The sequence below is a fragment of the Prescottella sp. GW823-FHT02E09 genome (assembly GCF_058797375.1).
Window position 1 is genome coordinate 232,238 of sequence record NZ_JBXAJP010000006.1, and the last position, 23,417, is coordinate 255,654.

General features: G+C 68.0%; 20 protein-coding genes, 1 tRNA gene and 1 other RNA gene. 12 read left to right on the forward strand and 10 right to left on the reverse strand.

The features are described from left to right. Positions 1–43: 43 nt before the first annotated feature. Positions 44–1,075, forward strand: a complete 1,032-nt coding sequence (fepB, locus tag AC1RIF_RS17275) for a Fe2+-enterobactin ABC transporter substrate-binding protein (protein ID WP_492602584.1) — start codon at positions 44–46, stop codon at positions 1,073–1,075. Between the two features lie 92 nt (positions 1,076–1,167). On the opposite strand, the gene AC1RIF_RS17280 is transcribed toward fepB, so the two are convergent. Then, positions 1,168–2,460 carry an aspartate aminotransferase type Ic gene (locus tag AC1RIF_RS17280; protein WP_492602585.1) on the reverse strand — a complete coding sequence of 431 codons (1,293 nt, stop codon included), beginning with the start codon at positions 2,458–2,460 and terminating at the stop codon, positions 1,168–1,170. A 43-nt stretch (positions 2,461–2,503) separates the two neighbouring features. Next, positions 2,504–2,598, reverse strand: an RNA gene (gene ffs, locus AC1RIF_RS17285) — signal recognition particle sRNA small type. Between the two features lie 96 nt (positions 2,599–2,694). On the opposite strand from ffs, the gene AC1RIF_RS17290 reads away from it, so the two are divergent. From AC1RIF_RS17290 to AC1RIF_RS17305, 4 genes are all read left to right on the forward strand, one after another. Next, positions 2,695–2,782: transfer RNA gene (locus tag AC1RIF_RS17290), tRNA-Ser, on the forward strand. Positions 2,783–2,977: 195 nt separating this feature from the next. Further along, complete coding sequence (locus AC1RIF_RS17295; protein WP_492602586.1) at positions 2,978–4,039, forward strand: iron ABC transporter substrate-binding protein; 1,062 nt, start codon at positions 2,978–2,980, stop codon at positions 4,037–4,039. Further along, complete coding sequence (locus AC1RIF_RS17300; RefSeq protein ID WP_492602587.1) at positions 4,023–5,579, forward strand: ABC transporter permease; 1,557 nt, start codon at positions 4,023–4,025, stop codon at positions 5,577–5,579. Before AC1RIF_RS17295 ends, AC1RIF_RS17300 begins: the two co-directional genes overlap by 17 nt. Further along, positions 5,576–6,631, forward strand: a complete 1,056-nt coding sequence (locus AC1RIF_RS17305) for an ABC transporter ATP-binding protein (protein ID WP_492602588.1) — start codon at positions 5,576–5,578, stop codon at positions 6,629–6,631. Before AC1RIF_RS17300 ends, AC1RIF_RS17305 begins: the two co-directional genes overlap by 4 nt. A 3-nt stretch (positions 6,632–6,634) precedes the next feature. Here the strand turns inward: AC1RIF_RS17305 and AC1RIF_RS17310 are convergent, their stop codons facing one another. Next, positions 6,635–7,129: a COG4315 family predicted lipoprotein gene (locus tag AC1RIF_RS17310; protein WP_492602589.1), complete on the reverse strand. Its 495-nt coding sequence runs from the start codon at positions 7,127–7,129 to the stop codon at positions 6,635–6,637. 78 nt (positions 7,130–7,207) lie between these two features. On the opposite strand from AC1RIF_RS17310, the gene AC1RIF_RS17315 reads away from it, so the two are divergent. Then, positions 7,208–8,017, forward strand: coding sequence for a helix-turn-helix domain-containing protein (locus AC1RIF_RS17315; protein WP_492602590.1), 810 nt, complete (start codon positions 7,208–7,210; stop codon positions 8,015–8,017). Further along, the gene (locus AC1RIF_RS17320; protein WP_492602591.1) at positions 8,014–8,571 is read left to right on the forward strand and encodes a TIGR03086 family metal-binding protein; all 558 of its coding nucleotides are present in this window, start codon (positions 8,014–8,016) and stop codon (positions 8,569–8,571) included. The genes AC1RIF_RS17315 and AC1RIF_RS17320 overlap by 4 nt, the downstream gene beginning before the upstream one ends. A gap of 23 nt (positions 8,572–8,594) precedes the next feature. Here the strand turns inward: AC1RIF_RS17320 and ctaD are convergent, their stop codons facing one another. Next, positions 8,595–10,394 carry an aa3-type cytochrome oxidase subunit I gene (gene ctaD, locus AC1RIF_RS17325; protein ID WP_492602592.1) on the reverse strand — a complete coding sequence of 600 codons (1,800 nt, stop codon included), beginning with the start codon at positions 10,392–10,394 and terminating at the stop codon, positions 8,595–8,597. Between the two features lie 209 nt (positions 10,395–10,603). On the opposite strand from ctaD, the gene gluQRS reads away from it, so the two are divergent. From gluQRS to AC1RIF_RS17340, 3 genes are all read left to right on the forward strand, one after another. Continuing rightward, a complete protein-coding gene (gluQRS, locus tag AC1RIF_RS17330) occupies positions 10,604–11,518 on the forward strand; it encodes a tRNA glutamyl-Q(34) synthetase GluQRS (protein WP_492602593.1) in 915 nt (304 codons plus the stop codon). Positions 11,519–11,627: 109 nt separating this feature from the next. Next, on the forward strand, positions 11,628–12,623 hold the full coding sequence (locus AC1RIF_RS17335) for a DUF2189 domain-containing protein (protein ID WP_492602594.1): 996 nt from the start codon (positions 11,628–11,630) through the stop codon (positions 12,621–12,623). Between the two features lie 127 nt (positions 12,624–12,750). Beyond that, positions 12,751–13,503 carry a queuosine precursor transporter gene (locus AC1RIF_RS17340; RefSeq protein ID WP_492602595.1) on the forward strand — a complete coding sequence of 251 codons (753 nt, stop codon included), beginning with the start codon at positions 12,751–12,753 and terminating at the stop codon, positions 13,501–13,503. Here AC1RIF_RS17340 and tgt read toward each other — a convergent pair. Together tgt and AC1RIF_RS17350 are read right to left on the reverse strand one after the other, a co-directional pair. Further along, entirely contained in the window at positions 13,470–14,735 is a 1,266-nt protein-coding gene (gene tgt, locus AC1RIF_RS17345; protein WP_492602596.1) for a tRNA guanosine(34) transglycosylase Tgt, read from the reverse strand. The two genes, AC1RIF_RS17340 and tgt, sit on opposite strands and share 34 nt — an antisense overlap. A gap of 31 nt (positions 14,736–14,766) precedes the next feature. Next, positions 14,767–15,606 (reverse strand): class I SAM-dependent methyltransferase, encoded by an 840-nt coding sequence (locus tag AC1RIF_RS17350; protein ID WP_492602597.1) that lies wholly within the window; start codon positions 15,604–15,606, stop codon positions 14,767–14,769. A 163-nt stretch (positions 15,607–15,769) separates the two neighbouring features. Between AC1RIF_RS17350 and AC1RIF_RS17355 the strand changes: the two genes are divergently transcribed. Together AC1RIF_RS17355 and AC1RIF_RS17360 are read left to right on the forward strand one after the other, a co-directional pair. Then, complete coding sequence (locus tag AC1RIF_RS17355; protein WP_492602598.1) at positions 15,770–16,570, forward strand: DUF1206 domain-containing protein; 801 nt, start codon at positions 15,770–15,772, stop codon at positions 16,568–16,570. Positions 16,571–16,773: 203 nt separating this feature from the next. Further along, a complete protein-coding gene (locus tag AC1RIF_RS17360) occupies positions 16,774–17,952 on the forward strand; it encodes an acyl-CoA dehydrogenase family protein (RefSeq protein WP_492602599.1) in 1,179 nt (392 codons plus the stop codon). A 40-nt stretch (positions 17,953–17,992) separates the two neighbouring features. Here AC1RIF_RS17360 and AC1RIF_RS17365 read toward each other — a convergent pair whose 3' ends face one another. From AC1RIF_RS17365 to AC1RIF_RS17380, 4 genes are read right to left on the reverse strand one after another with little or no spacing between them, the layout of a single operon-like run. Continuing rightward, a complete protein-coding gene (locus tag AC1RIF_RS17365; RefSeq protein WP_492602600.1) occupies positions 17,993–18,454 on the reverse strand; it encodes a PPOX class F420-dependent oxidoreductase in 462 nt (153 codons plus the stop codon). Between the two features lie 52 nt (positions 18,455–18,506). Next, positions 18,507–19,670 (reverse strand): acyl-CoA dehydrogenase family protein, encoded by a 1,164-nt coding sequence (locus AC1RIF_RS17370; RefSeq protein ID WP_492602601.1) that lies wholly within the window; start codon positions 19,668–19,670, stop codon positions 18,507–18,509. Between the two features lies 1 nt (position 19,671). Beyond that, entirely contained in the window at positions 19,672–21,600 is a 1,929-nt protein-coding gene (locus tag AC1RIF_RS17375) for an ABC transporter ATP-binding protein (RefSeq protein ID WP_492602602.1), read from the reverse strand. Further along, positions 21,597–23,330 carry an ABC transporter ATP-binding protein gene (locus AC1RIF_RS17380; RefSeq protein ID WP_492602603.1) on the reverse strand — a complete coding sequence of 578 codons (1,734 nt, stop codon included), beginning with the start codon at positions 23,328–23,330 and terminating at the stop codon, positions 21,597–21,599. The genes AC1RIF_RS17375 and AC1RIF_RS17380 overlap by 4 nt, the downstream gene beginning before the upstream one ends. Between the last annotated feature and the right edge of the window lie 87 nt (positions 23,331–23,417).

The window sequence follows — 23,417 nt, forward strand, 5'->3', positions numbered from 1 at the left end:
CTAAAAGTAGGGTCTCATGGTACCCACCCCTCAGGAGGAACCCTTGTCCGCAACCACGTTGCGCCGTCGGTCCGTCGGCACCCGGATCGCGGTCGCCCTCGGTGCCCTCGCGATCGGTGTCACCACCGCCGCGTGCTCGTCCGACGACGATTCGACCGCCGCCGCCGCGCCCACCAGCTCACAGTCCGGGCAGTGGCCCCGCACCGTCGATACCGCCGCGGGCGCTGTCACGCTCGACGCCCAGCCGCAACGGATCGTGTCCACGAGCGTCACCCTCACCGGATCGCTGCTGGCGCTCGACGCGCCACTGATCGGCACCGGCGCGCAGCCCAAGAGCACCGTCACCAACGATCAGGGCCTGTTCACGCAGTGGGCCGACGTCGCGGCTGAACGTGACGTCGAGGTGCTCTATCAGGGCCAGCCCAACGCCGAGAGGATCACCGCCGCGGCGCCCGACCTCATCGTGGTCTCCACCAGTGGCGCCGACTCGGCCGCACAGCAGGTGGAGACGCTGTCCAAGATCGCACCTACCCTGCTGTTCGACTACTCCGACAAGTCGTGGCAGGAGCTCACCACCCAACTGGCCGCCGCCGTCGGCAAGGAGGACCGGGCGAAGGAACTGCTCGCCGAGTTCGACGCCAAGGTCGACGCGGCGAAGAGCACCATCGCGCCGGCATTGCAGAGCGGCGCCGCGCCGGTGAACATTCTCACCTACAACTCGCCGGAGGATTCCAAGATCTTCACCGCCGAATCGGCGCAGGGCCGCCTCGCGACGCGACTCGGCCTGACGATCGCCGAGCTGCCCGCCGAGATCGCGGGCGAAGGCGCCACGGCCGGCCGGTCCGACATCGTCAGCGTCAACATGGAGAACCTGCCGCGCGCACTGACCGGGGCGACGACGTTCATCATCAATGCGCAGCAGCCGGGCGCCGACAAGCTGAAGGCCGACCCGACACTCGCCGCCGTCCCGTCGGTGCAGCGCGGCGCCGTCTACCCCCTCGACTACGACAGCTTCCGTCTGGACTACTACAGCGCCAACAACGTCGTCGACCGGATCGTCGCCGCGCTCTCCTAGCCCTGCGAACCCCTGAACGGGAGTTCAAGGGCCTGGGAACAGCAGTGGCCGGGCACCATCGGAGGTGCCCGGCCACTGTCGTGTTCGAGGGATTACTGCTTGGTGAGCGCGTGCTCCGCGGCCGCCAGCAGAACGCAGGTCGCGACCCCGTCCATCGCCTTCGCGAGCTCGTCCATCGACGGGAAGCTCGGGGCCAGGCGGATGTTCTTGTCCTCGGGGTCCTGCTTGTACGGGAAGGCGGAACCGGCCGCGGTGAGCGCGATGCCGGCCTCCTTCGCGAGCGCGATGACCCGCTTCGCGGTGCCGTCGACGACGTCGAGGCTGATGAAGTAGCCGCCCTTGGGCTCGGTCCACGACGCGACCTTCGACGCCCCCAACCGGTCCTCGAGAATCTCGAGGACCTTCGCGAACTTCGGGGCCAGGATCTCGCGGTGCTTGTCCATGTGCGCGCGGACGCCGTCGGCATCGCCGAAGAAACGCAGGTGGCGCAGCTGGTTGATCTTGTCCGGGCCGATGCTCTTCCTGCCCAGGTGCTGCTGGTACCAGGCCAGGTTGGCGTCGGAGCCACCGAAGAAGCTCACACCCGCACCGGCGAAGGTGATCTTCGACGTGGACGCGAACACGAGCGGACGGTTCGGGTGACCGGCAGCGGCCGCCATGCCGAGGATGTCGAGCGCCGGGGCGCATTCCTCGACCAGCGGGTGCACGGCGTACGCGTTGTCCCAGTAGATGCGGAAGTCGGGGGCCGCGGCCGGCATCGACGCCAGCGCACGGGCCACGTCCTCGGAGTACACCGTGCCGGTCGGGTTGGAGTACGTGGGAACGCACCAGATGCCCTTGATCTGCGGGTCGGCGGCCACCAGTTCGGTGACCTTCGCCACATCGGGGCCGTCGTCGCGCATCGGGATCGCGATCATCTCGATGCCGTACGACTCGGTGATCGCGAAGTGGCGGTCGTAACCCGGTGCGGGACACAGGAACTTGACCACCGACTCCTGCGACCACGGCCGCGGGGAATCGGGGGTGCCGTGCAGCAGCGAGAACACGATCGTGTCGTGCATGATCTCGAGGCTCGCATTGTTGCCGGCGATGAGGTTCGCCGTCGGGATGCCGAGCAGGTCGCCGAAGATCGCACGCAGCTGCGGCAGGCCCGTCAGGCCGCCGTAATTGCGGCAATCGGTGCCGTCACCGTCGCGAAAATCACCGTCACCCGGCAGGGAGAGCAGACGCTCCGACAGGTCCAGCTGTTCCGGTGCAGGCTTGCCGCGCGTGAGGTCGAGCTTCAGCTTCTCCGCCTTGAGCTGCTCGTACTTCGCGTTCTGACGCTCGAGTTCGGCGCGAAGTTCCTCATGGCTCATCAACCCGATTTGGGTTTGCACAGGCATCTGGGCGGCCTTTCACCGACACGACCGGTCGGGGACGGGAAGAGATAGGGGACCCCGCGCACCCGGCAGAGCCCGTTGACCCTTGCTGCCTTCCGGCCCTGGGGGAGTTCACAGGATGCGCGCCGCGCGGGATCCGTCTACGAGTGTAACCAGATCCACCGATCGCGTAGTGACGGACCCCTCCTCCCGGGGCCGTTTGGCATTCCGGCCCCTCGAACCGGTATGCTCCCCAACGGAGGATTCGCCTAGTGGCCTATGGCGCTCGCCTGGAACGCGGGTTGGGTTAACGCCCTCAGGGGTTCAAATCCCCTATCCTCCGCCACGGGAAGCCCCCGGTGACTCAGTCGCCGGGGGCTTTTCTCATCACCTCGCCCCACCCCTCGCCCCACGGCGACGACCGCATGCAGGGCGCTCCGTCCCGGCCGGCCGGCGGCGGGTGTGACTGCCACCACCTGCGGTGTAAGTTGCTTAGCCATACCTCATCGGAGGCGCCGGTGAGAGCAACGAGAGGTTCGACATGGCAAGAACGTGGAAGCGGATCGTGGGTGCGGCGTTCCTCGCATCGACACTGGTGGGAATCACCGCATGCTCGAACGACTCGGACTCGGGCACCTCGAACAGCTCGAACACCGCCGCCTCCGGCGCGCCGTCCGGCGAGATCACCGTCTACAACGCGCAGCACGAGTCGCTCACCCAGGAGTGGGTCGACGGATTCACCGCGGAGACCGGCGTCAAGGTCACCCTCCGCAACGGCAAGGACACCGAGCTCGCCAACCAGATCGTCGCCGAGGGTTCGGCGTCGCCGGCGGACGTGTTCCTCACCGAGAACTCACCGGCGATGGCGCTCGTCGAGAACGCCGGACAGTTCGCCGACATCGACGCGGCCACCGTCGAGCAGGTTCCTGCGCAGTTCCGGCCGTCCACCGGCAAGTGGACCGGCATCGCCGCCCGCTCGACGGTGTTCGTCTACAACAAGGACAAGCTCGCTGCCGATCAGCTGCCCAAGTCGCTGCTCGACCTGCAGAACCCGGAGTGGAAGGGTCGCTGGGGCGCGTCGCCGTCCGGCGCCGACTTCCAGGCCATCGTCAGCGCCCTACTCGAGCTGAAGGGCGAGGACGTCACCAAGCAGTGGCTGGCCGGGATGAAGGAGAACTCGGTTCCCTACAAGGGCAACTCCACGGTGATGAAGGCCGTCAACGCCGGTGAGATCGACGGCGGCATCATCTACCAGTACTACTGGTTCGGCGACCAGGCGAAGACCGGTGAAAACAGCAAGAACACCGAGTTGCACTACTTCAAGAACGAGGATCCGGGCGCGTTCGTCAGCATCTCGGGTGGCGGCGTGCTGGAGTCCAGCAAGAACACCGACGCCGCGCAGGCCTTCCTGAAGTACATCACCGGCAAGGCGGGCCAGGAGATCCTGCAGACCGGTACCTCGTTCGAGTACCCGGTGGGCAGCGATGTCGCCGCCAGCCCGAAGCTGGTGCCGCTTGCCGACCTGCAGGCACCCGCCGTGGATCCCTCGAAGCTCAACAGCGAGAAGGTAACCCAGCTGATGACGGATGCCGGACTTCTCTGACCGGATCGGGGGGCGGGCACGGCCCCGCCCCCCGCTGGTTCTCGTTCTGATCGTGGCGGCCCTCGTGGCCGTCACCCTGATTCCCCTCGGGTACGTCGTCACCACCACCATCTCGACCGGGTGGGAAACGGCGTCCGCCCTGATCTTCCGCCCCCGCGTCGGCGAACTACTGGTCAACACGGTCTCCCTCGTGGTCGTCACCGTCCCGACCTGTGTCGTGCTGGGTGTCGGCGCAGCCTGGCTCGTCGAACGCACCACGGTGTTCGGATTCCGTTGGTGGGGTCCGGTTCTCGCCGCCCCACTGGCCGTCCCTGCTTTCGTCAACAGCTACGCGTGGGTGACGGTGATTCCGTCGCTGCACGGTCTGTGGTCGGGTGTCCTCGTCGCCTCCCTCTCCTACTTTCCGCTGGTCGCGCTGCCCGTGGCTGCGACGCTGCGCCGACTCGACCCCGCGGTCGAAGAATCGGCCCGCGCGCTCGGGTCCAGCCCCTGGGCAGTGTTCTTCCGGGTGGTCGTGCCACAGCTGCGGCTGCCCATTCTCGGTGGGGCGCTGCTGATCGGACTGCATCTGCTCGCCGAGTACGGTGCCTTCGCGATGCTGCGGTTCGACACGTTCACCACCGCGATCCTCGAGCAGTTCCAGTCCACGTTCAACGGTGTCGCCGGCAGCATGCTCGCCAGCGTGCTGGTGGTGTGCTGTCTGGTGCTGCTCGTCTCGGAGGCCGCGGCCCGCGGATCCGCCCGCTACGCACGCATCGGCTCCGGCGCACCGCGGAGCGCACCCCGGGTCCGACTCCGGTGGAGCGCCGTGCCCGCGACGCTGGCACTCGTCGCGTTGACGATCCTGGCGCTGGGCGTCCCGCTGTGGACCATCGTGCGGTGGCTGCGGATCGGCGGCAGCGAGGTGTGGCAGTCGGCGGCGCTGTGGCCGGCGCTGTCTCAGACCCTCACGTTCGGTCTGATCGGCGCACTGGCCGCGACGGCACTCGCGTTCCCCGTCGCGTGGCTGGCGATCCGCTGGCCCGGCGTGTTCAGCAAGATCGTCGAAGGCACCAACTACGTGACGAGTTCGCTGCCGGGCATCGTCACCGCGCTGGCGCTGATCACCGTCACCATCCGGTACGCGAATCCGCTGTACCAGACCACGATCATGGTGATCGTCGCGTACGTGCTGATGTTCCTGCCGCGCGCGCTCGTGTCGCTGCGCGCCGGTCTCGCACAGGTACCGGTGGGGCTGGAGGAGGCGTCGGCGACCCTCGGCAAGCCGCCGTGGCAGACGTTCACGCGCGTGACACTGCGGCTCACCGCGCCGTCCGCCGCAGTCGGCGCCGCGTTGGTGTTCATGGCGGTCGCGACCGAACTGACCGCGACCCTGCTGCTGGCCCCCAACGGCACCCGCACGCTGTCAACCCGATTCTGGTCGCTCACCAGCGAACTCGACTACGCGGCCGCGGCGCCGTACGCGCTGCTGATGATCGCCCTCGCGTTGCCGATGACCTACCTGTTGTTCAGTCAATCCCGGAAGGCGGCCGGCGCATGAGCGAAATCGTGATCGACCAGGTGTCGAAGTCGTTCGGACCGACGGACGTGCTGCGCGGCGTGAGCCTGGGCGTGGAGCACGGCTCGATCACGGCGGTCGTCGGGTCGTCGGGTTGCGGCAAGACCACCCTGCTCCGGATCATCGCCGGATTCGAGCGCCCCGACGACGGGACGGTGTCGATCGGCGGTTCCGTCGTCGCCGGCCGCGAGCAGATGGTGCCCGCGCACCGCCGACGCGTCGGATACGTCGCGCAGGACGGTGCGCTGTTCCCTCACCTGACCGTCGCCGGAAACATCGCGTACGGGATCCCCGGCTCCCGGCTCGGGAACCGCCGGGCATCCGGTCGTCGCGTCGCCGAACTGCTCGAGATGGTCTCGCTGGACGAGTCGTACGGGCGACGGCGCCCACACGAGCTGTCCGGTGGCCAGCAGCAGCGTGTCGCCCTGGCGCGGGCGCTGGCCCGCGATCCGGCGGTGATGCTGCTCGACGAGCCGTTCAGCGCCCTCGACGCCGGCCTGCGCGTGACGACCCGCAAATCGGTGGCGGCCACCCTCGGGGCGGCCGGCGTGACGACCCTGCTCGTCACCCACGACCAAGAGGAGGCACTGACCTTCGCCGGCCAGGTCGCGGTGATGCGGACCGGACGCTTCACCCAGGTCGGCACGCCCGAGCAGCTCTACCACTCCCCCGTCGACGACTTCACCGCCCGATTCCTGGGCGAGTGTGTGCTGCTACCCGCGGAGGTCGCCGACGGTGTCGCGTCGTGCGCCCTGGGACGGATACCGGTGCGCGACAAGGGCGTCCACGGTCCTGCGCGTCTCATGCTGCGGCCCGAGCAGATCGTGGCGACGGAGCCGACGGACAGCTCCCGGGTCGGGGCCGGCACGGTGACCCGCACCGAGTTCCTCGGCGCGCCGTCGATGCTCGACATCACGCTCGACGCCGGCACCGAGATCCGGGTCCGGCAGGCGAGCACCCGCACACCGGCGGTCGGCGCCCGGGTGAACGTCGAGGTGTTCGGCGCCGGCCAGGCGCTTCCGCCCGGCGAGTGACGCTCACCCACCCGGCGCGTCGGTGATCTTCTCGCCCGCGGGGTTGAGCGCCCACCACAGGTTGTCCATGCCCTGACCGGCCACCGAGCCGGGCCGCGGGTCGCCCGCGAACAGGTACAGCGGCATGCCGTCGACGGTGACCTGGTTGCCGCCCTCCGGCCCGGGGATGGTGCCGATGACGCCGGCGACGCCCACCACCTCGGGTTTGGGGGTATCGCTGGTCACGGGCGGCCACATCTGCAGACAGACCGCGTCGCACGCGCTGGCGTTGGTGCCCGGCTCGTCGCGGTCGTACGCGTACACGGTCATGTCGTCGACGTTCACCACGATCTGACCGATGCTCGACTCGCCCGTCGACAGCGTCGGGCCCGCCGCGGGCACCGTCGTCGGCATCGGGGTCGTGCCGGGTGTCGGGCCGGAATCGTCGTTGTCGGAGCAGCCGACCAACGTCGCGCCCGCCGCCACCGCGGCGAGTGAGATCAGCAGGGCTCTTCTCATGCCGAAACTCCTCTTCTGTTGTTCGGCCCGACCCGTTCCGGGCGCGGGATGTCGGTGGCCGCTCCTAGGCTGGGCGACATGGGGTGGTACACACCGGCGCCCGTGGCACCGGACCTGGCCGACGCGCTGGTGTGCGCATGGTCCGCGCGCGCCGAGGGACAACACCTGCTGGTGCCGGACGGCTGCATCGACGTGCTGTGGATCGCCGGAGTCGGCATCCGGGTGTGCGGGCCTGAGACATCGGCGTGGTCGTTCACGTTGCCGCCGGGCAGCACGTCGTTCGGAATCCGATTCCGGCCGGGCACGGCCCCACACGTGCTGCGCACCTCCGCCGCACACATCCGCGACATCCGGGTCTCGCTCGAAGACGTGCTCGGGTCGGCATCCGAACGCGTGCTCGTCGATCGACTCGAGCACGCGGGCGAGACCACCGAGCGGCTGACGATCCTGCAGGACGCCGGTCGGCGATGGCTCGCGGCGCAGCCGGAGCCCGACCCCCTCGCGGCCCGGATCACGTCCGCGCTCGCCACCCACTCGTGGAGTGTGGAGGCGCTGGCGGACGCGTCGTCGATGACGAGCCGCCAACTGCACCGCCGCTGCAACGCGGCCTTCGGATACGGACCGTCGACGCTGCGGTCGATCCTCCGGCTGCAACGGTTCATGGCGTTGGCCCGGGCCGATCGTCGGCGGGGACTGGCAACGCTCGCGACCGAATCCGGATACAGCGACCAGGCACACCTGTCGCGCGAGTGCCGGCGCATCGCGTCGCTCACGCCCACCGGTCTACTCGCCGGCGAGGCCCCCGACTGGCACGGCGAGGCGTCGGTCCTCGATGTCCGATCGGTGCAAGACCGCACCGTCCGCGAGAACGGAGAATTTGCCGCATGACAATCACCGAAACCACACCCGACCTGTACCGGCGTCTCGCCGCCGCACTCACCCAGCGGATCGACGCGGTGCCCGGCGACCGCTGGGACAGCCCCTCCCCGTGCGACGGTTGGACCGCCCGGGATGTGGTCGACCACGTCGTCGGGACACAGGCGCAGATGATGGGCGTGGTGGGACTGTCCGTCCCGCCGGGCCCCTCCGCCACCACCGATCCCGTCGGCGCCTGGCAGCACACCCGGGACGCGGTTCAGGCGATCCTCGACGATCCCGCGAAAGCGGCGCTCGAGTACGACGGTCATTTCGGGCGCACCGATCTGGCCTCGACGATCCGCACCTTCTACTGCTTCGACCTCGTCGTCCACGGCTGGGACATCGCCCGCGCGGCAGGGTTGGACGCGACGATTCCGGCGCGGGACCTCGACATGGTGGACGCCGTCGTCGCGCAACTCGGCGAATCGCTCCGGATGGACGGCGTGTGCGGCCCGGCCGTCGAGGTGTCCGCCGACGCGGATCGGCAGACCCGCACCCTCGCGACCCTGGGGCGCAGGGCCTGAACGCACCGTCCGGCACCGCGGCGTCATGCGTCGTCGCGGTGCCGGCCGGGGCCGTGCCGTTCCTCCTCCGGCGGCGGCTCGCGATCGGAGTCCGCCTCCCGGTCGCTGCTCTCGATCACCGCCGTGACCGCACGCCCGGCACTGCCCGGACCCACGTGCGCCTCGGCCCGGAGCCGTTCCACCATGTGCGGGTAATGCAACTCGAATGCGGGTCGCTCCGAACGGATCCGGGGCAGTTCGGTGAAGTTGTGCCGCGGCGGCGGGCACGTCGTGGCCCACTCCAGGGAGTTGCCGTAGCCCCACGGGTCGTCGGCCGTGACGACGGTGCCGTACCGGAAACTCTTGAAGACGTTCCACAGGAACGGCAGGGTCGATGCACCCAGGATGAACGAGCCGACCGTCGACACGGAGTTCAGCACCGTGAAGCCGTCGGACGGCAGATAATCGGCGTACCGGCGCGGCATGCCCTCGGCACCGAGCCAGTGCTGCACGAGGAACGTGGAGTGGAAACCGATGAACGTCAACCAGAAGTGCCACTTCCCGAGCCGCTCGTCGAGGAAACGTCCGGTCATCTTCGGGAACCAGAAGTAGATGCCCGCGTAGGTCGCGAACACGATGGTGCCGAACAGCACGTAGTGGAAGTGCGCGACCACGAAGTACGTGTCGGTGACGTGGAAGTCGATCGGCGGGCTGGCCAGCAGCACACCGGACAACCCACCGAAGAGGAACGTGACGAGGAACCCGAGCGAGAACAGCATCGGCGTCTCGAACGTCAACTGCCCCCGCCACATCGTGCCGATCCAGTTGAAGAACTTCACGCCCGTCGGCACCGCGATGAGGAACGTCATGAACGAGAAGAACGGCAGCAGAACAGCTCCCGTGGCGTACATGTGGTGCGCCCACACCGCGATCGACAGCGCCGAGATCGCGATCGTCGCGTACACCAGGCCCGTGTATCCGAAGATCGGTTTACGGGAGAACACCGGGAAGATCTCCGAGACGATGCCGAAGAACGGCAGCGCCACGATGTACACCTCGGGGTGGCCGAAGAACCAGAACAGATGCTGCCACAACAGAACTCCGCCGGTCCCGGGGTCGTAGACGTTGGCTCCCACGACGCGATCGGCGAACAGTCCCATCAGTGCCGAGGTGAGGATCGGGAACGCCACCAGGATGAGGATGCTGGTGATGAAGATGTTCCACGTGAAGATCGGCATCCGGAACATCGTCATGCCGGGGGCACGCAGACAGATCACCGTGGTGATCATGTTGACCGCACCGAGGATCGTGCCCAGGCCGCTGAGGGCCAGGCCCATGATCCACAGGTTGCCGCCCAGCCCCGGCGAATGGAGGACATCGCTCAGCGGCGTGTAGGCGGTCCAGCCGAAATCGGCCGCGCCGCCGGGGGTGATGAACCCGGCCGACGCGATGATCCCGCCGAACAGGTACGCCCAGTAACTGAACGCGTTGAGCCGCGGGAACGCGACGTCGGGCGCACCGATCTGCAGCGGCAGAATGTAGTTCGCGAACCCGAACACGATCGGTGTCGCGTACAGCAACAGCATGATCGTGCCGTGCATCGTGAACAGCTGGTTGTACTGCTCGTTCGACAGGAACTGCAGTCCCGGCACGGCGAGCTCGGCACGCATCAGCAGTGCCAGCAGCCCACCGAACATGAAGAACGCGAACGACGTGATCAGGTACATGATCCCGAGCACCTTGGGGTCCGTCGTGGTGATCACGCGATAGATGATCGAACCCTTGCGGGCGAACCTGGCCGGATACGGCCTGACGGCAACAGGTTTCGACGCGACGGTTGCCACCGCTCCTCCTGACCGCGGGCCCCGCAATCGAGGCGCACTCCTCGTCGAAGCGTGACCGGTCGCGGTCTGCTCGACATCTGATTGGCAGGCGGCAACCGGCACAAGCTCAGCACTGTGGACGCTACGCCTTCCGTCCGCGCTTGGCTACGGATCCCGGTGGCCCCGGACCGCGTCCCGAACGGCCCCACCCACCTCGATAAGCTGCAGCAATGCCGAACGAGGTCGACGGATCAGCACATGCGGGACGATTCGCCCCCTCCCCCTCCGGCGACCTGCATCTGGGCAACCTGCGCACCGCGGTGCTGTCCTGGCTGTTCGCTCGGGCGTCGGAGCGGCGCTTCCTCGTCCGGGTCGAGGACCTGGACCGGGTGCGGCCCGGTGCCGAGGAACGCCAACTCGCCGATCTCGCGGCGCTGGGCCTGGACTGGGACGGCACCGTCGTCCACCAGTCCTCCCGCCTGCCGCTGTACGACGCCGCGATCGCTCGACTGCAGCGCGCCGGACTCACCTACGAGTGTTTCTGCACGCGCAAGGAGATCCTGAAGGCAGCCTCGGCGCCGCACGCGCCCGCCGGCGCCTACCCGGGAACCTGCCGCGAGCTGGGCGCGGCCGAACGCGACGAGCGGCGGGCGACCGGACGACCGCCCGCGCTGCGGCTGCGGGCGGGCACCGAATCGTTCACGGTGCAGGACGTCCTCCGCGGCCCCTACACCGGGACGGTCGACGACCTCGTCCTGCGGCGCGGCGACGGCATCCCGGCCTACAACCTCGCGGTCGTGGTCGACGACGCCGCACAAGGCATCGACCAGGTGGTGCGCGGCGACGACCTGCTGTCGTCGGCGCCGCGCCAGGCGTACCTCGCGGGTCTGTTGGGCCTGCCGACACCCGAGTACGCCCACGTGCCGCTGGCGCTGAACGCGGAGGGAAAGCGGCTGGCCAAGCGGGACGGCGCCGTCACCCTCGCCGACCAGGCGGCCCTCGGGCACACCCCGCAGGACGTGCTCGGCATGCTCGCCCGGTCGTTGGGAATGGCCGACGACGATGAGTCGGTGACCCTGCAACAGCTTCTCGATCGGTGGGATCCGAAGTCCCTTCCGCTCGATCCCTGGGTTTACGGCATGTGAATCTCCGCCGACGCACCACCCAAACCGACCACTCGCGACGTAGGGTCACGGACGAGAAAATTCATCTTCGCCGTGAGCAGTACCCCGACGACGAGAACCAGGTGCACACATGACCAGTGGTGGACAGGACCCGAATCAGAACCCGGAGGGCGGCAACAACGAGCCGCAGCAGGGTGGCACGCCGCCGCCTCCGGGGAACTACCCGCCCCCGCCCGGTGCCACGCCTCCCCCGCCGCCCGGCAGCTACCCGCCTCCTCCCGGCAGCTACCCGCCCCCGCCGGGTCCCGGCGGTGGCTACCCACCGCCGCCCGGGAACTACCCGCCGCCCCAGGGCGGCTACCCGCCACCGCCCGGTCCCGGCGGTGGGTATCCGCCGCCGCCCGGCAGCTATCCCCCGCCGCCCCCGGCGTTCGACTCCGGCTACGGACAGCGCCCGGCGGGACCGCCGCCCAGCGAAGTGAGTGTCGGTGCGGCGCTCTCGTACGGCTGGAACAAGTTCAAGGCCAATCCCGGCGTGTGGATCGGGATCCTGGTCGTCGCGTTCGTGATCTCGATCCTCGTGTCGCTGCCGTTCAGTTTCGGTGGCGATCGTGAGTTCGACAACTTCAGCGACCTGGCGTCGTCGTCGTTCAGCGTGTGGCAGATCATCGGCAACATCGTCACCGCGATCGTCGGCTACCTGATCTCGGCCGCCCTCATCCGCGGCGCGCTGCACGAGGTCGACGGCCGTCCCCCGGCGTTCGGATCGTTCTTCGAGTTCAAGAACATCGGCGCGATCATCATCGCGAGCTTCCTCGTCGGCCTGATGACCAGCCTCGGTCTGGTCCTGCTGGTCATTCCCGGCCTGATCCTCGCGTTCCTGTCGTGGTGGACGCTCGAGTTCGTCATCGATCAGGAGCAGGACGCGATCACCGCGATCAAGTCCAGCTTCCGGGCGATCTCGTCGAACTGGGGCCCGGTGCTGCTGCTGGCGATCACGCTGTTCTTCCTGAACGTCCTGGGCGCACTGCTGTGCCTGGTCGGCCTCCTCGTGACCGTCCCCGTCACGATCATCGCCTCCACGTACGCGTACCGCGTCACAGTCCGTGGCCCGGTGGCCCCGTAGCCCGGTAGCTCCACGCGCACCGCACTTACCGCTGTCGCCCGACCCGGGCGGCAGCGGTAAGTGCGCAAAACGGGCGGACACGGGGTGCGGATCGCCGTCACACCGCACCTAATGTTTGGATGGCGCGGTGACAGAGCCAGTGCAGTCCCGATCCACCGTTTCCGAACCAGCGGCATTCGCGCACGTCAGCCGCGGTTACTACGCCACCATCGTGGCGTTGTTCACGATGACTCTGTTGATCTCCAATATCTGCGCGACCAAGGGGGTCGCGTTCTTCGTCGATCAGGACGTCACGTTCGGCCCGTTCCAGGTCCTGCCGATCATCACCGACGGCGGCTTCTTCCTGTTCCCGCTCGCGTACGTCCTCGGCGACGTCCTCAGCGAGGTGTACGGCTTCAAGGCCACCCGCCGCGCGATCTACATGGGCTTCGGCGCCCTGCTGCTGGCGGCGCTGAGCTTCTGGATCACCCAGCAGCTACCGCCGGCCGACTTCTACGAGAACCAGGCCGCATTCGACGCCGTCGTCGGCGTGGTGCCGCGACTGCTGATCGCCGGACTCGCCGGCTACCTGGTCGGCCAGTTGCTCAACTCCGCGGTCCTCGTGCTGATCAAGGAACGCACCCGGGAGAAGCACCTGTGGGCCCGGCTGATCGGCTCGACGGTCGTCGGCGAGTTCGCCGACACCGTCATCTTCTGCTCCATCGCGGCGGGCGCGATCGGCATCTCCACGTGGGACGACTTCATCAACTACGTGATCGTCGGCTTCGTGTGGAAGACCCTCGTCGAGATCGTCGTGATGCCCGTGACGTACCGGGTGATCGCGTTCGTGAAGAAGCGCGAACCGACCTACGCGCCGGTGGAGGACGGCTTGCTGCCGTAGAACCGGCCCAACATCTCGCGCTTGTACTCCTCGAAGTAGCCGCCCTCGATGCTCTCCCGGATCCGGTCCACCAGACGCACGGTGAACCGCTCGTTGTGGATGGTGCAGAGCGTCGAGGCCAGCATCTCCTTCGCCTTGAACAGGTGGTGGATGTATGCGCGGGTGTAGTTGGCGCACGTGTAGCAGTCGCACTCGTCGTCGATCGGAGTGAAGTCCCGACGGAACCGCGCCGTGTTGATGTTGAAGCGGCCGTCAGAGTGGTAGATCGCGGCGTTGCGGGCGACGCGGGACGGGTTGACGCAGTCGAACGTGTCGGCGCCGTTCTCGATCGCGACGAACATGTCGTCGGGCTCGCTGATGCCGAGCATGTGCCGCGGCTTGTGCTCGGGCAGCTCCTCGTTGACCCAGCGCACGATGGTGCCGAGATTCTGCTTCTCGAGCGCGCCGCCGATGCCGTAGCCGTCGAACCCGCGGCCGCTCACGCCGGTGATCGATTCGAGCCCGCGGGCCGCCTGACGGCGCAGGTCCTCGTACTGCGCGCCCTGCACCACACCGAACAGCGCCTGGTAGGGCCGGTGCGCGCGCTCCGCGGTGAGCTTCTCGTGCTCGGCGATGCACCGCACCGCCCACGCCTGCGTACGCTCGACGGACTGTTCCTGGTAGCCGCGGGTGTTCAGCAGCGTCGTCAGCTCGTCGAACGCGAACATGATGTCGGCGCCCAGCTGGTGCTGGATCTGCATCGACACCTCGGGGGTGAACCGATGCGCCGAGCCGTCCAGGTGCGACTTGAACGTCACCCCGTCGTCGTCGACGTGCGCCAGACGCTCCTTGCCGGCCGCGATGACGTCGTCGGACTGCACACCGACAGCCTCCATCGCCAGCACCTTCTTGAACCCGACGCCCAGGGACATCACCTGGAAGCCGCCGCTGTCGGTGAACGTGGGGCCGTCCCAGTTCATGAACTTCCCGAGCCCGCCGGCCTCGTCGACGATGTCGGGCCCCGGCTGCAGGTACAGGTGGTAGGCGTTGGCGAGCACCGCCTGCGCACCGAGATCCTTGATGGCCTCGGGTAGCACGGCCTTGACGGTGGCCTTGGTACCTACCGCGATGAACGCCGGGGTCCGGATGTCGCCGTGCGGGGTGTGGATGGTGCCGGTGCGGCCCAGCTTGTCGGGCAGGCGGGTGCCCACCGTGAAGAACGGCTCGGGCGGGGTCGGCACAACATCACTCACCTGGCCATAGTGTCACAGCTGCGGGGGCGAGTTACGCGCGCTCGACCGCGGTGAGCAGCAGGTACTCCCAGTCCATCGCGAACGAGCCGTCACCGACGTCGAACTGTCGGGCCAGGTCGGCGAGGTCACGATCGAGCGCCGCGACCTTGTCCGGATCGTCGGCGATGGCCTTGTACACCGCAATCGTCGGTCCGTAGTTGGCCTTGAAGTAGTCGCGGAACGCCTCGGGACGGTCGAAGTGGTCGACGCGGACGGTGTCCCGGTGCGCGACGACGTCGGTGACCCGATCCCCGAGCAGGTCCCGCACGTGAGTTTCGTCGCCCCACCGCGGCGGCGGCTGCGCACCGGGCGGAGGCGGCGGCGCGTACGGCTTCATCGCGGCGAACATCCGGCCGATGAAACCGTCCGGTGTCCAGCTGAGCAGCCCGATGGTGCCGCCCGGTCTGCACACCCGGACCATCTCGTCGGCGCTGGTCTGGTGGTGCGGCGCGAACATCACGCCCACGCACGACAGCACGACGTCGAAGTCGTCGTCGGCGAACGGCAGGGCCTCCGCGTCCGCCTCCCGCCACTCGAGTCGGGCACCGCGCTTGGCCGCGAGTTCCCGGCCGCGGTCGAACAGCTCGGGAGTGAGATCCGACGCGATGACCTCGGCACCGGCGAGGGCCGCCGGGATCGCGGCGTTCCCCGTGCCGGCCCCGACGTCGAGCACCCGCTGCCCGTCGTGGACGCCCGACGCCCGGGTCAGGACCGCTCCCAGGTCGGGGATGACGTCCGCCGCGACGGCCGGGTAGTCGCCCGACGCCCACACCGCCCGGTGTTTCGCCTTGAGTACGCGATCGGCTTCCTTGGCTACAAGTGATTCGCTCATGGTTCGAGCCTGCGCCGGGACACCGAACGGAGCAACCCACCCCAGGGAGCAATCCCACCACCCACACCCACGTGAAGTGTGTTCCGGTCGTCCCCGGCAGGCACCGCGGGGCGGCGATACGCTTTTTCGAGTCGAGGATCACCGCGAGAACGGAGGCCTGCGCGTGACACCACGCACTGCGGCGGGAACCGCGAGTTCAGCGCAGCATCCCGCCTTCGAGAAGATCGCCCGCGTCGGCCAGGCGGCGAGCGGGCTCGTGCACCTCCTGATCGGCTACATCGTCATCAGGTTGGCTTTCGGCGATGCGGGGACCGCCGATCAGTCGGGCGCCCTGACGGCTCTGGCCTCGCAGCCCGGCGGTCGAATCACTCTGTGGGTGGCGGCCGTGACCCTCGCCGCGCTCGCGGCGTGGCGGGTGGTGGAGGCCTTCGTCGGGAAGCGCTCCGACGTCGAGGAGCCGTCCACCTTGGACCGGGTGAAGACCGCGGGTGTCGCCGTGGCCTATCTCGCGCTGGCCTTCACTGCGTTCCAGTTCGCGCGCGGTGGCGGAAAGTCGAGCACCGAACAGAACATGAGCGTGAGTGCTCGGTTGATGCAATCCGTCGGCGGCAAGGCGGTTCTCGTCGTCGTGGGTCTGGCGATCATCGGCATCGGCGCCTACCACGTCTACAAGGGCGCCAGGAAGAAGTTTCTCGACGACCTGCACCGGGGCGACCTGCCCCGAGTGGCGACGCCCCTCGGTGTCGTGGGCTACATCGCGAAGGGCCTGGCGATCGGCGGCGCGGGCATCCTGGTCGTCGTCGCGACGTTCACGACCGATCCTTCCAAGGCGAGCGGACTGGACGGCGCCGTCAAGACACTGGGCACGGCCCCCTTCGGTCAGGTGCTCCTCGTCGCGGCCGGGCTCGGTGTCGTCGCCTACGGCGCGTACTGCTTCGTCCTGGCGCGTTACGGGAAGATGTGACTCGCGAAGGCACTCACCCTCATTCTGACACGTGTTCTACTTTGACCCCCTCGCCAATCCCCTATCCGCCGGACGTAAACCCCGTGCACCTCGGCACTTGACTCTCGATCTCTTTCCGAAACGCGCATCCTTCTTGCGTGAACACGTTCTAATATTGGGACGTTCGGATCGGATCGCCGCAAGTAGAGACGAGGGAAAGCCACATGGGACACGTCCTGGATCGGATCGAGCAGTACGCGGACGAAATCCGCGCGGACGGCGTCGAGGGCGACAAGCTGATGCGCCTGACCGACGCCAACGCCAAGCGCCTGAAGGAGGCCGGCGTCATCCGGATGCTGCAGCCCAAGGGCCACGGCGGCCTCGAGGCGCACCCCCGGGAGTTCGCCGAGACCGCGATGGCGATCGGCGCCATGGACGGCGCCACGGGCTGGGTCGGCGGCATCGTCGGCGTGCACTCGTGGGAGCTGGCGTTCTTCGATCCCGAGGCTCAGGACGAGGTGTGGGGCAAGGATCCCGACACCTGGATGGCGTCGCCGTACGCACCGATGGGCGTCGCGGTGCCGACCGACGGCGGCTACATCCTCAACGGGCGCTGGTCGTTCTCGTCGGGCACCGACCACTGCCAGTGGGTCATGATCGGCGCGGCCGTCGGCGACCAGGACGGCAGCCGGCTGATGCCGCCGCAGATTCTGCACGTGCTGCTGCCCCGCAGCGACTACGAGATCGACCACGACAGCTGGGACGTCGTCGGCCTGCGCGGTACCGGCAGCAAAGACCTCATCGTGAAGGACGCGTTCATCCCGACACATCGCACGCTGGACGCGTCGAAGGTGTTCGACGGCACCGCACCGAAGGAGGCCGGACGCAACGAGACGCTGTACAACTTCCCGTTCTCGTGCATCTTCCCGCTCGGCATCACGTCCTCACTGATCGGCATGGCCGAGGGCGCGCTGGCCTGCCACATGGCGGCGCAGCGCACCCGGATCACGGTCGCGGGCACCGCCGCCAAGGAGGATCCGCACGTGCTGTTCGCGATCAGCGAGGCGGCCGCGGAGATCGCCGCGTCCCGAGCCGCGATCCTCTCGACGGTGGACCGGTTCTGGGACATGACCGAGCGCGGCGAGACCGTCAGCTTCGAGGAGCGCGCCGTCGGCCGACGCACCCAGACCGCGGCGGCGTGGCGGGCCGTGCGCGCCGTGGACGAGGTCTTCGCCCGCGCCGGCGGCGGTGCACTGCAGATGAAGACGCCGATGCAGCGGTTCTGGCGGGACGCCCACGCCGGCCTTGTGCACGCGATCCACGTGCCCGGGTCGATCTTCTACGCCTCCGCGCTGACCGAACTCGGCGGCGAGCCCCAGGGCATCCACCGCGCGATGATCTGAGACGTGTCGCCCGGCCCGGCGTGCGGGCCGGGCGACACGTCTAGTCGCGCGCCAGGTTCGGAGGAAAACCACCCGTCGCGATGGGGCCCCACTCCTCGATGGTGATCCGGATGAGACTCTTGTCCTGCTTGCGCATCGCCTCGCGGTACTCGTCCCAGTCGGGATGTTCCCCTGAAATGCATCGGAAGTACTCGACCAGCGGTTCGAGGGCATCGGGCATATCGAGGACCTCGGCGGTGCCGTCGATCTGCACGTAGGCGCCGTTGAACTCGTCGGACAGCACGCACACGCTCACGTGGGGATCCCGACGCAGGTTGGTGGCCTTGGCCCGCTGCGGGTACGTCGAGATGACCATTCTCCCGTCCGCGTCGAGGCCCGACGCCACGGGCGAAATCTGCAGTCCGCCCGATCTTTTGCGCGTGATGAGCACACTGCGATGGCGCGGACGGATGAAGTCGAGCAACTGATCGCGGGTGACGTGATCGGCGGTGGCAACGGCCATGATGGGCTCCCCTGGTAGACATCCACTCCGCGGTCCAGCCTAACGACGAGTCTCAGCGGAAAGCGGCGTGCCCGGTGAGCGCCCGACCGATCGACAGCAGGTGCATCTCGCTGGTGCCCTCGTAGGTGAGCACCGACTCGAGATTGTTGGCGTGCCGCAGCGGCGAGTACTCGAGCGTGATGCCGTTGGCGCCGAGAATGGTGCGGCACTCGCGGGCGATCGCGATGGCCTCGCGGACGTTGTTGAGCTTGCCGACACTGATCTGGTCGGGCGTGATCTCGCCGCGATCCTTCATGCGCCCCAACTGGATCGCCAACAGCATGCCCTTGCCGAGTTCGAGGGTCATGTCGGCCAGCTTCTCCTGCGTGAGCTGATAGCCGGCGAGCGGACGGTCGAACACCTCACGCGTCCCGGCGTAGGCGATCGCGGTCTCCAGGCTGTCCCGGGCCGCACCGAGAGCGCCGAACACGATGCCGAACCGGGCCTCGTTGAGGCACGAGAGCGGGGCGCCGAGGCTGTGCGCGCCCGGTAGCTGCGCCGACGCAGGCAGGCGGACGCCGTCCAGCACCAGTTCGGACGTCACCGACGCCCGCATCGACAGTTTGCCGTGCACGTTGTTGGCGGTGAATCCCGGTGTGTCCGTGGGGACGAGGAATCCGCGGACCCCGTCGTCGGTCTGCGCCCACACGGTCGCGACGTCGGCGAGGCTGCCGTTGGTGATCCACATCTTGGTGCCGTCGAGGACCCAGTCGGAACCGTCCCGGCGGGCACGGGTCCGCATGCCCGCCGGGTTGGAGCCGAAATCGGGTTCGGTGAGGCCGAAGCAGCCGAGCGCCTCCCCCGTCGCGAGGCGAGGAAGCCACTCCTGCTTCTGTTCTTCCGAGCCGTAGCGGTGGATGGAGAACATCGACAGCGAGCCCTGCACCGAGACGAAGCTGCGCAGCCCGCTGTCGCCGGCCTCGAGCTCGAGGCACGCGAGCCCGTAGCTGACCGCGTTGGTGCCGGCGCACCCGTAACCCTGCAGGTACATACCGAACAGCCCGAGCCCGCCGAGGTCACGGGCGACCTCGCGCGGCAGCGTGCCGGACTCGAACCACTCCGGCAGCTGCGGCCGGAGTCGTTGATCCACGAGCCGCCGGACCGTCGCCTGGATGTCCCGCTCCTCCTCCGAGAGGAGGGCGTCGATCCCGAACAGGTCCAGCGGCTTCATGGTCATGTCAGTCCACCGCTCCCACGAACTGGCTGTTGTACAGCGTGTAGTAGGCGCCGCGCCGCTCCAGCAGCTCGTCGTGGTTGCCCTGCTCCACGATGTGGCCGTCCTCCATGACGACGATCAGGTCGGCGTCGCGGATCGTCGACAGCCGGTGCGCGATCACGAAGCTGGTCCGGTCGCTGCGCAGCACCGCGGTGGCCTGCTGGACGAGCAGTTCGGTGCGGGTGTCGACCGAACTGGTGGCCTCGTCGAGGATCAGGATCGACGGCTGGGCGATGAATGCTCGTGCGATCGTGATCAGCTGCTTCTCGCCGGCGCTGACATTGCTGCCCTCTTCGTCGATGATCGTGTCGTAGCCGTCGGGCAGCATGTGCACGAAGCGGTCGACGTAGCTCATCCGGGCGGCCTCGCGGACCTGCTCGTCGGTGGCGTTCGGGTGGCCGTACGCGATGTTGTCGCGGATGGTGCCGCCGAACAGCCAGGTGTCCTGCAAGACCATGCCGATCCGCGAGCGCAGATCGTCGCGGGTCATCTGCGAGATGTCGACGCCGTCGAGAGTGATACGGCCACCGTCCAGCTCGTAGAACCGCATGATCAGGTTCACCAGCGTGGTCTTGCCGGCGCCGGTGGGGCCGACGATCGCGACCATCTGACCGGGCTCCGCGGTGAGCGAGAGATCCTCGATGAGCGGGGTTTCGGCGTCGTACCCGAATCGGACGTCCTCGAACTGCACACGCCCACGGGCCTCGGTCGGGGTGAGCGCGGGATCCGGATCCTTCGACTCCTCCTCCTCGTCGAGGACCGCGAACACGCGCTCGGCGGACGCGATGCCCGACTGCAGCAGGTTCACCATGGCACCGATCTGGGTGAGCGGCTGTGTGAACTGGCGGGAGTACTGGATGAACGCCTGCACGTCACCGAGGCTCATCGTGCCCGATGCGACTCGCATGCCACCGATCACGGCGATCGCGACGTAGTTGAGGTTGCCGAGGAACATGATCGCCGGCATCACCATGCCGGAGATGAACTGTGCCTTGAACCCGGACTGGTACAGCTGCTCGTTCTTCTCCTGGAACTGTGCCTGAACCTCACGGCCACGGCCGTAGGCGGTGACCAGTTCGTGGCCGGTGAGGGCCTCCTCGACCTGACCGTTGAGCTCGCCGGTGGTCTTCCACACCGCACCGAAGTGCGGCTTGGACCGCTTCGCGATCTTGGCCGCGACGATCGCGGACAGCGGCACCGTGAGCACCGCGATGAGCGCCAGCAGCGGCGAGATGACGATCATCATGGCCAGGATGCCGATGACGCTGAGTGTCGCGGTCACCAGCTGGCTGAGCGTCTGCTGCAGGCTCTGCGAGACGTTGTCGATGTCGTTGGTGACGCGGCTGAGCAGATCGCCACGCGACGAAGTGTCGAAGTAGCGCAACGGAAGTCGGTTGATCTTCCGTTCGACCTCGTTACGCAGGTCCCGCACGACGCCCTGCACGATGATGTTGAGCAGGTACGCGGCGAGCCACGACACGAACGCCGACCCCAGGTACAGCGCCAGCACGAGCGCGAGCACCTGACCGACGGCGGTGAAGTCGATACCGACTCCGGGCACCACGTTCATGCCCGAGACCATGTCGGCGAACTGGTTCTCCCCCGCTGCACGGAGCCCCTCCACGGCCTGGTCCTTGGTCAGCCCCTCCGGCAGCTGCCTGCCGATCACACCGTCGAAGATGATGTTGGTGGCGTGGCCCATCAGGCGGGGGCCGATCACGGACAGCACGACGCTGGCGGCAGCGAGGACGAGCACGACCGTGACCGCGATCCGGTGCGACCGCAGCCGCCCCAGCAGTCGCTTCATGGACGCGCCGAAGTTCTCCGCCTTCGCGGCCGGGGCCCCGGCCGCGCCGGGGATGGGGGGCGAGGACTGGGTCGCGGTGCTCACAGCGCCTCCTGCACGGAACGCTGGGACTCGACGATCTCGACGTACGTCGAGCAGGTCTCGAGCAGTTGCTCGTGTGTCCCGATACCGACCGTCGCGCCCTCCTCGAGGACGACGATCTGGTCGGCGTCGATGATCGTCGACACGCGCTGGGCCACGATGATCACGCAGGCATCCTCGGTTTCGGGCCGCATCGCCGCGCGCAGCCGGGCGTCGGTGCTCAGGTCGAGCGCCGAGAACGAATCGTCGAACAGGTACACCGCGGGGCGGCGCACGAGCGCGCGGGCGATCGCGAGACGCTGCCGCTGCCCACCGGAGACGGTGGTGCCGCCCTGCGAGATCGGTGTGTCGAGCCCCTCGGGCATCGCACGGACGAAGTCGGCCGCCTGCGCGATCTCGAGTGCCCGCCACAGTTCCTCGTCGGTGGCGTCGGGCTTGCCGTAGCGCAGGTTGGTCGCGACGGTGCCGGAGAACAGGAACGCCTTCTGCGGCACCAGGCCGATCTGCGCGCGCAGCAACTCCGGATCGAGGTCGCGGACGTCGGTGCCCGACACGGTGACCACACCGGAGGTGACGTCGATCAGACGCGGAATCAGGCCCAGCAGCGTGGTCTTTCCGGAACCGGTGCCGCCGATGATGGCGGTGGTCTTGCCGGGCTCGGCGGTGAAGCTGATGCCGCGCAGGACCGGCTCCTCTGCGCCCGGGTACTTGAACTCGGCGTCGCGCAGTTCGACGAGCGCGGGCTGGTCCATCACCGTCACGGGGGCGGTGGGCGGAAGCACCGACGGCTCGGTGTCGAGGACCTCGGTGATGCGCTCGGCACACACCGCGGCGCGGGGGGCGAGCATCGCGATCATCGACGCCATCATGACCGCCATGAGGATCTGCATGATGTAGCTGAGCATCGCCGTCAGCGAGCCGATGCCCATGGAGCCGTTGTCGATCTCGTGTCCACCGAACCAGATGACGGCGACACTGGTGAGGTTCGCGATCATCATCACGAGCGGAATCATCAACGCGCCCAAGCGGCCGACCTTCAACGCGGTGTTCGTCAGGGCCGAGTTGGCCTCGTCGAACCGCTCCGCCTCGGACCGCTCACGCACGAAGGCGCGGACCACGCGGATGCCGGTGATCTGTTCGCGCAGTACGCGGTTCACGGCGTCGATCCGCGTCTGCATGGTGCGGAACGCGGGCACCATCTTCGAGATCATCACGATCATCACGAGGGCCAGGAGCGGCACGCTCACCGCGAGAATCCACGACAGGCCGGCGTCCTGACGGACCGCCATGATGATGCCGCCGACGCACATGATCGGGGCCATCACGAGGATGGTCGCGCTGAGCACCACCATCATCTGCACCTGCTGCACGTCGTTGGTGCTGCGGGTGATGAGCGACGGCGCCCCGAACCGCCCGAACTCGCGGGACGAGAAGGACCGGGCGCGGCTCACGACCGCACTGCGCACGTCTCGACCGAAGCCCATCGCGGCGCGGGCACCGAAGTACACCGACCCGATGGAGCAGACGATCTGCACGAGCGTCACGAGCAGCATCTTCGCGCCCGCGGTCATGATGTAGCCGGTATCGCCGGCGGCCACACCGTTGTCGATCAGGTCGGCATTGACGCTGGGCAGATACAGCGCTGCGCCGGTGGCGACGAGTTGTAGGAATACGACGCCGGCAAGGTCGCGCTTGTATGGCCCCAGGTAGGTGCCGAGAAGTCTGATCAGCATGGTTCGCGAAGGTTACCAATCCGAAAGGCGAAAAAGGAGGGATCGGGCCGGACTGCCGGGACCGATCCCTCCCTGTTCACGAAACTG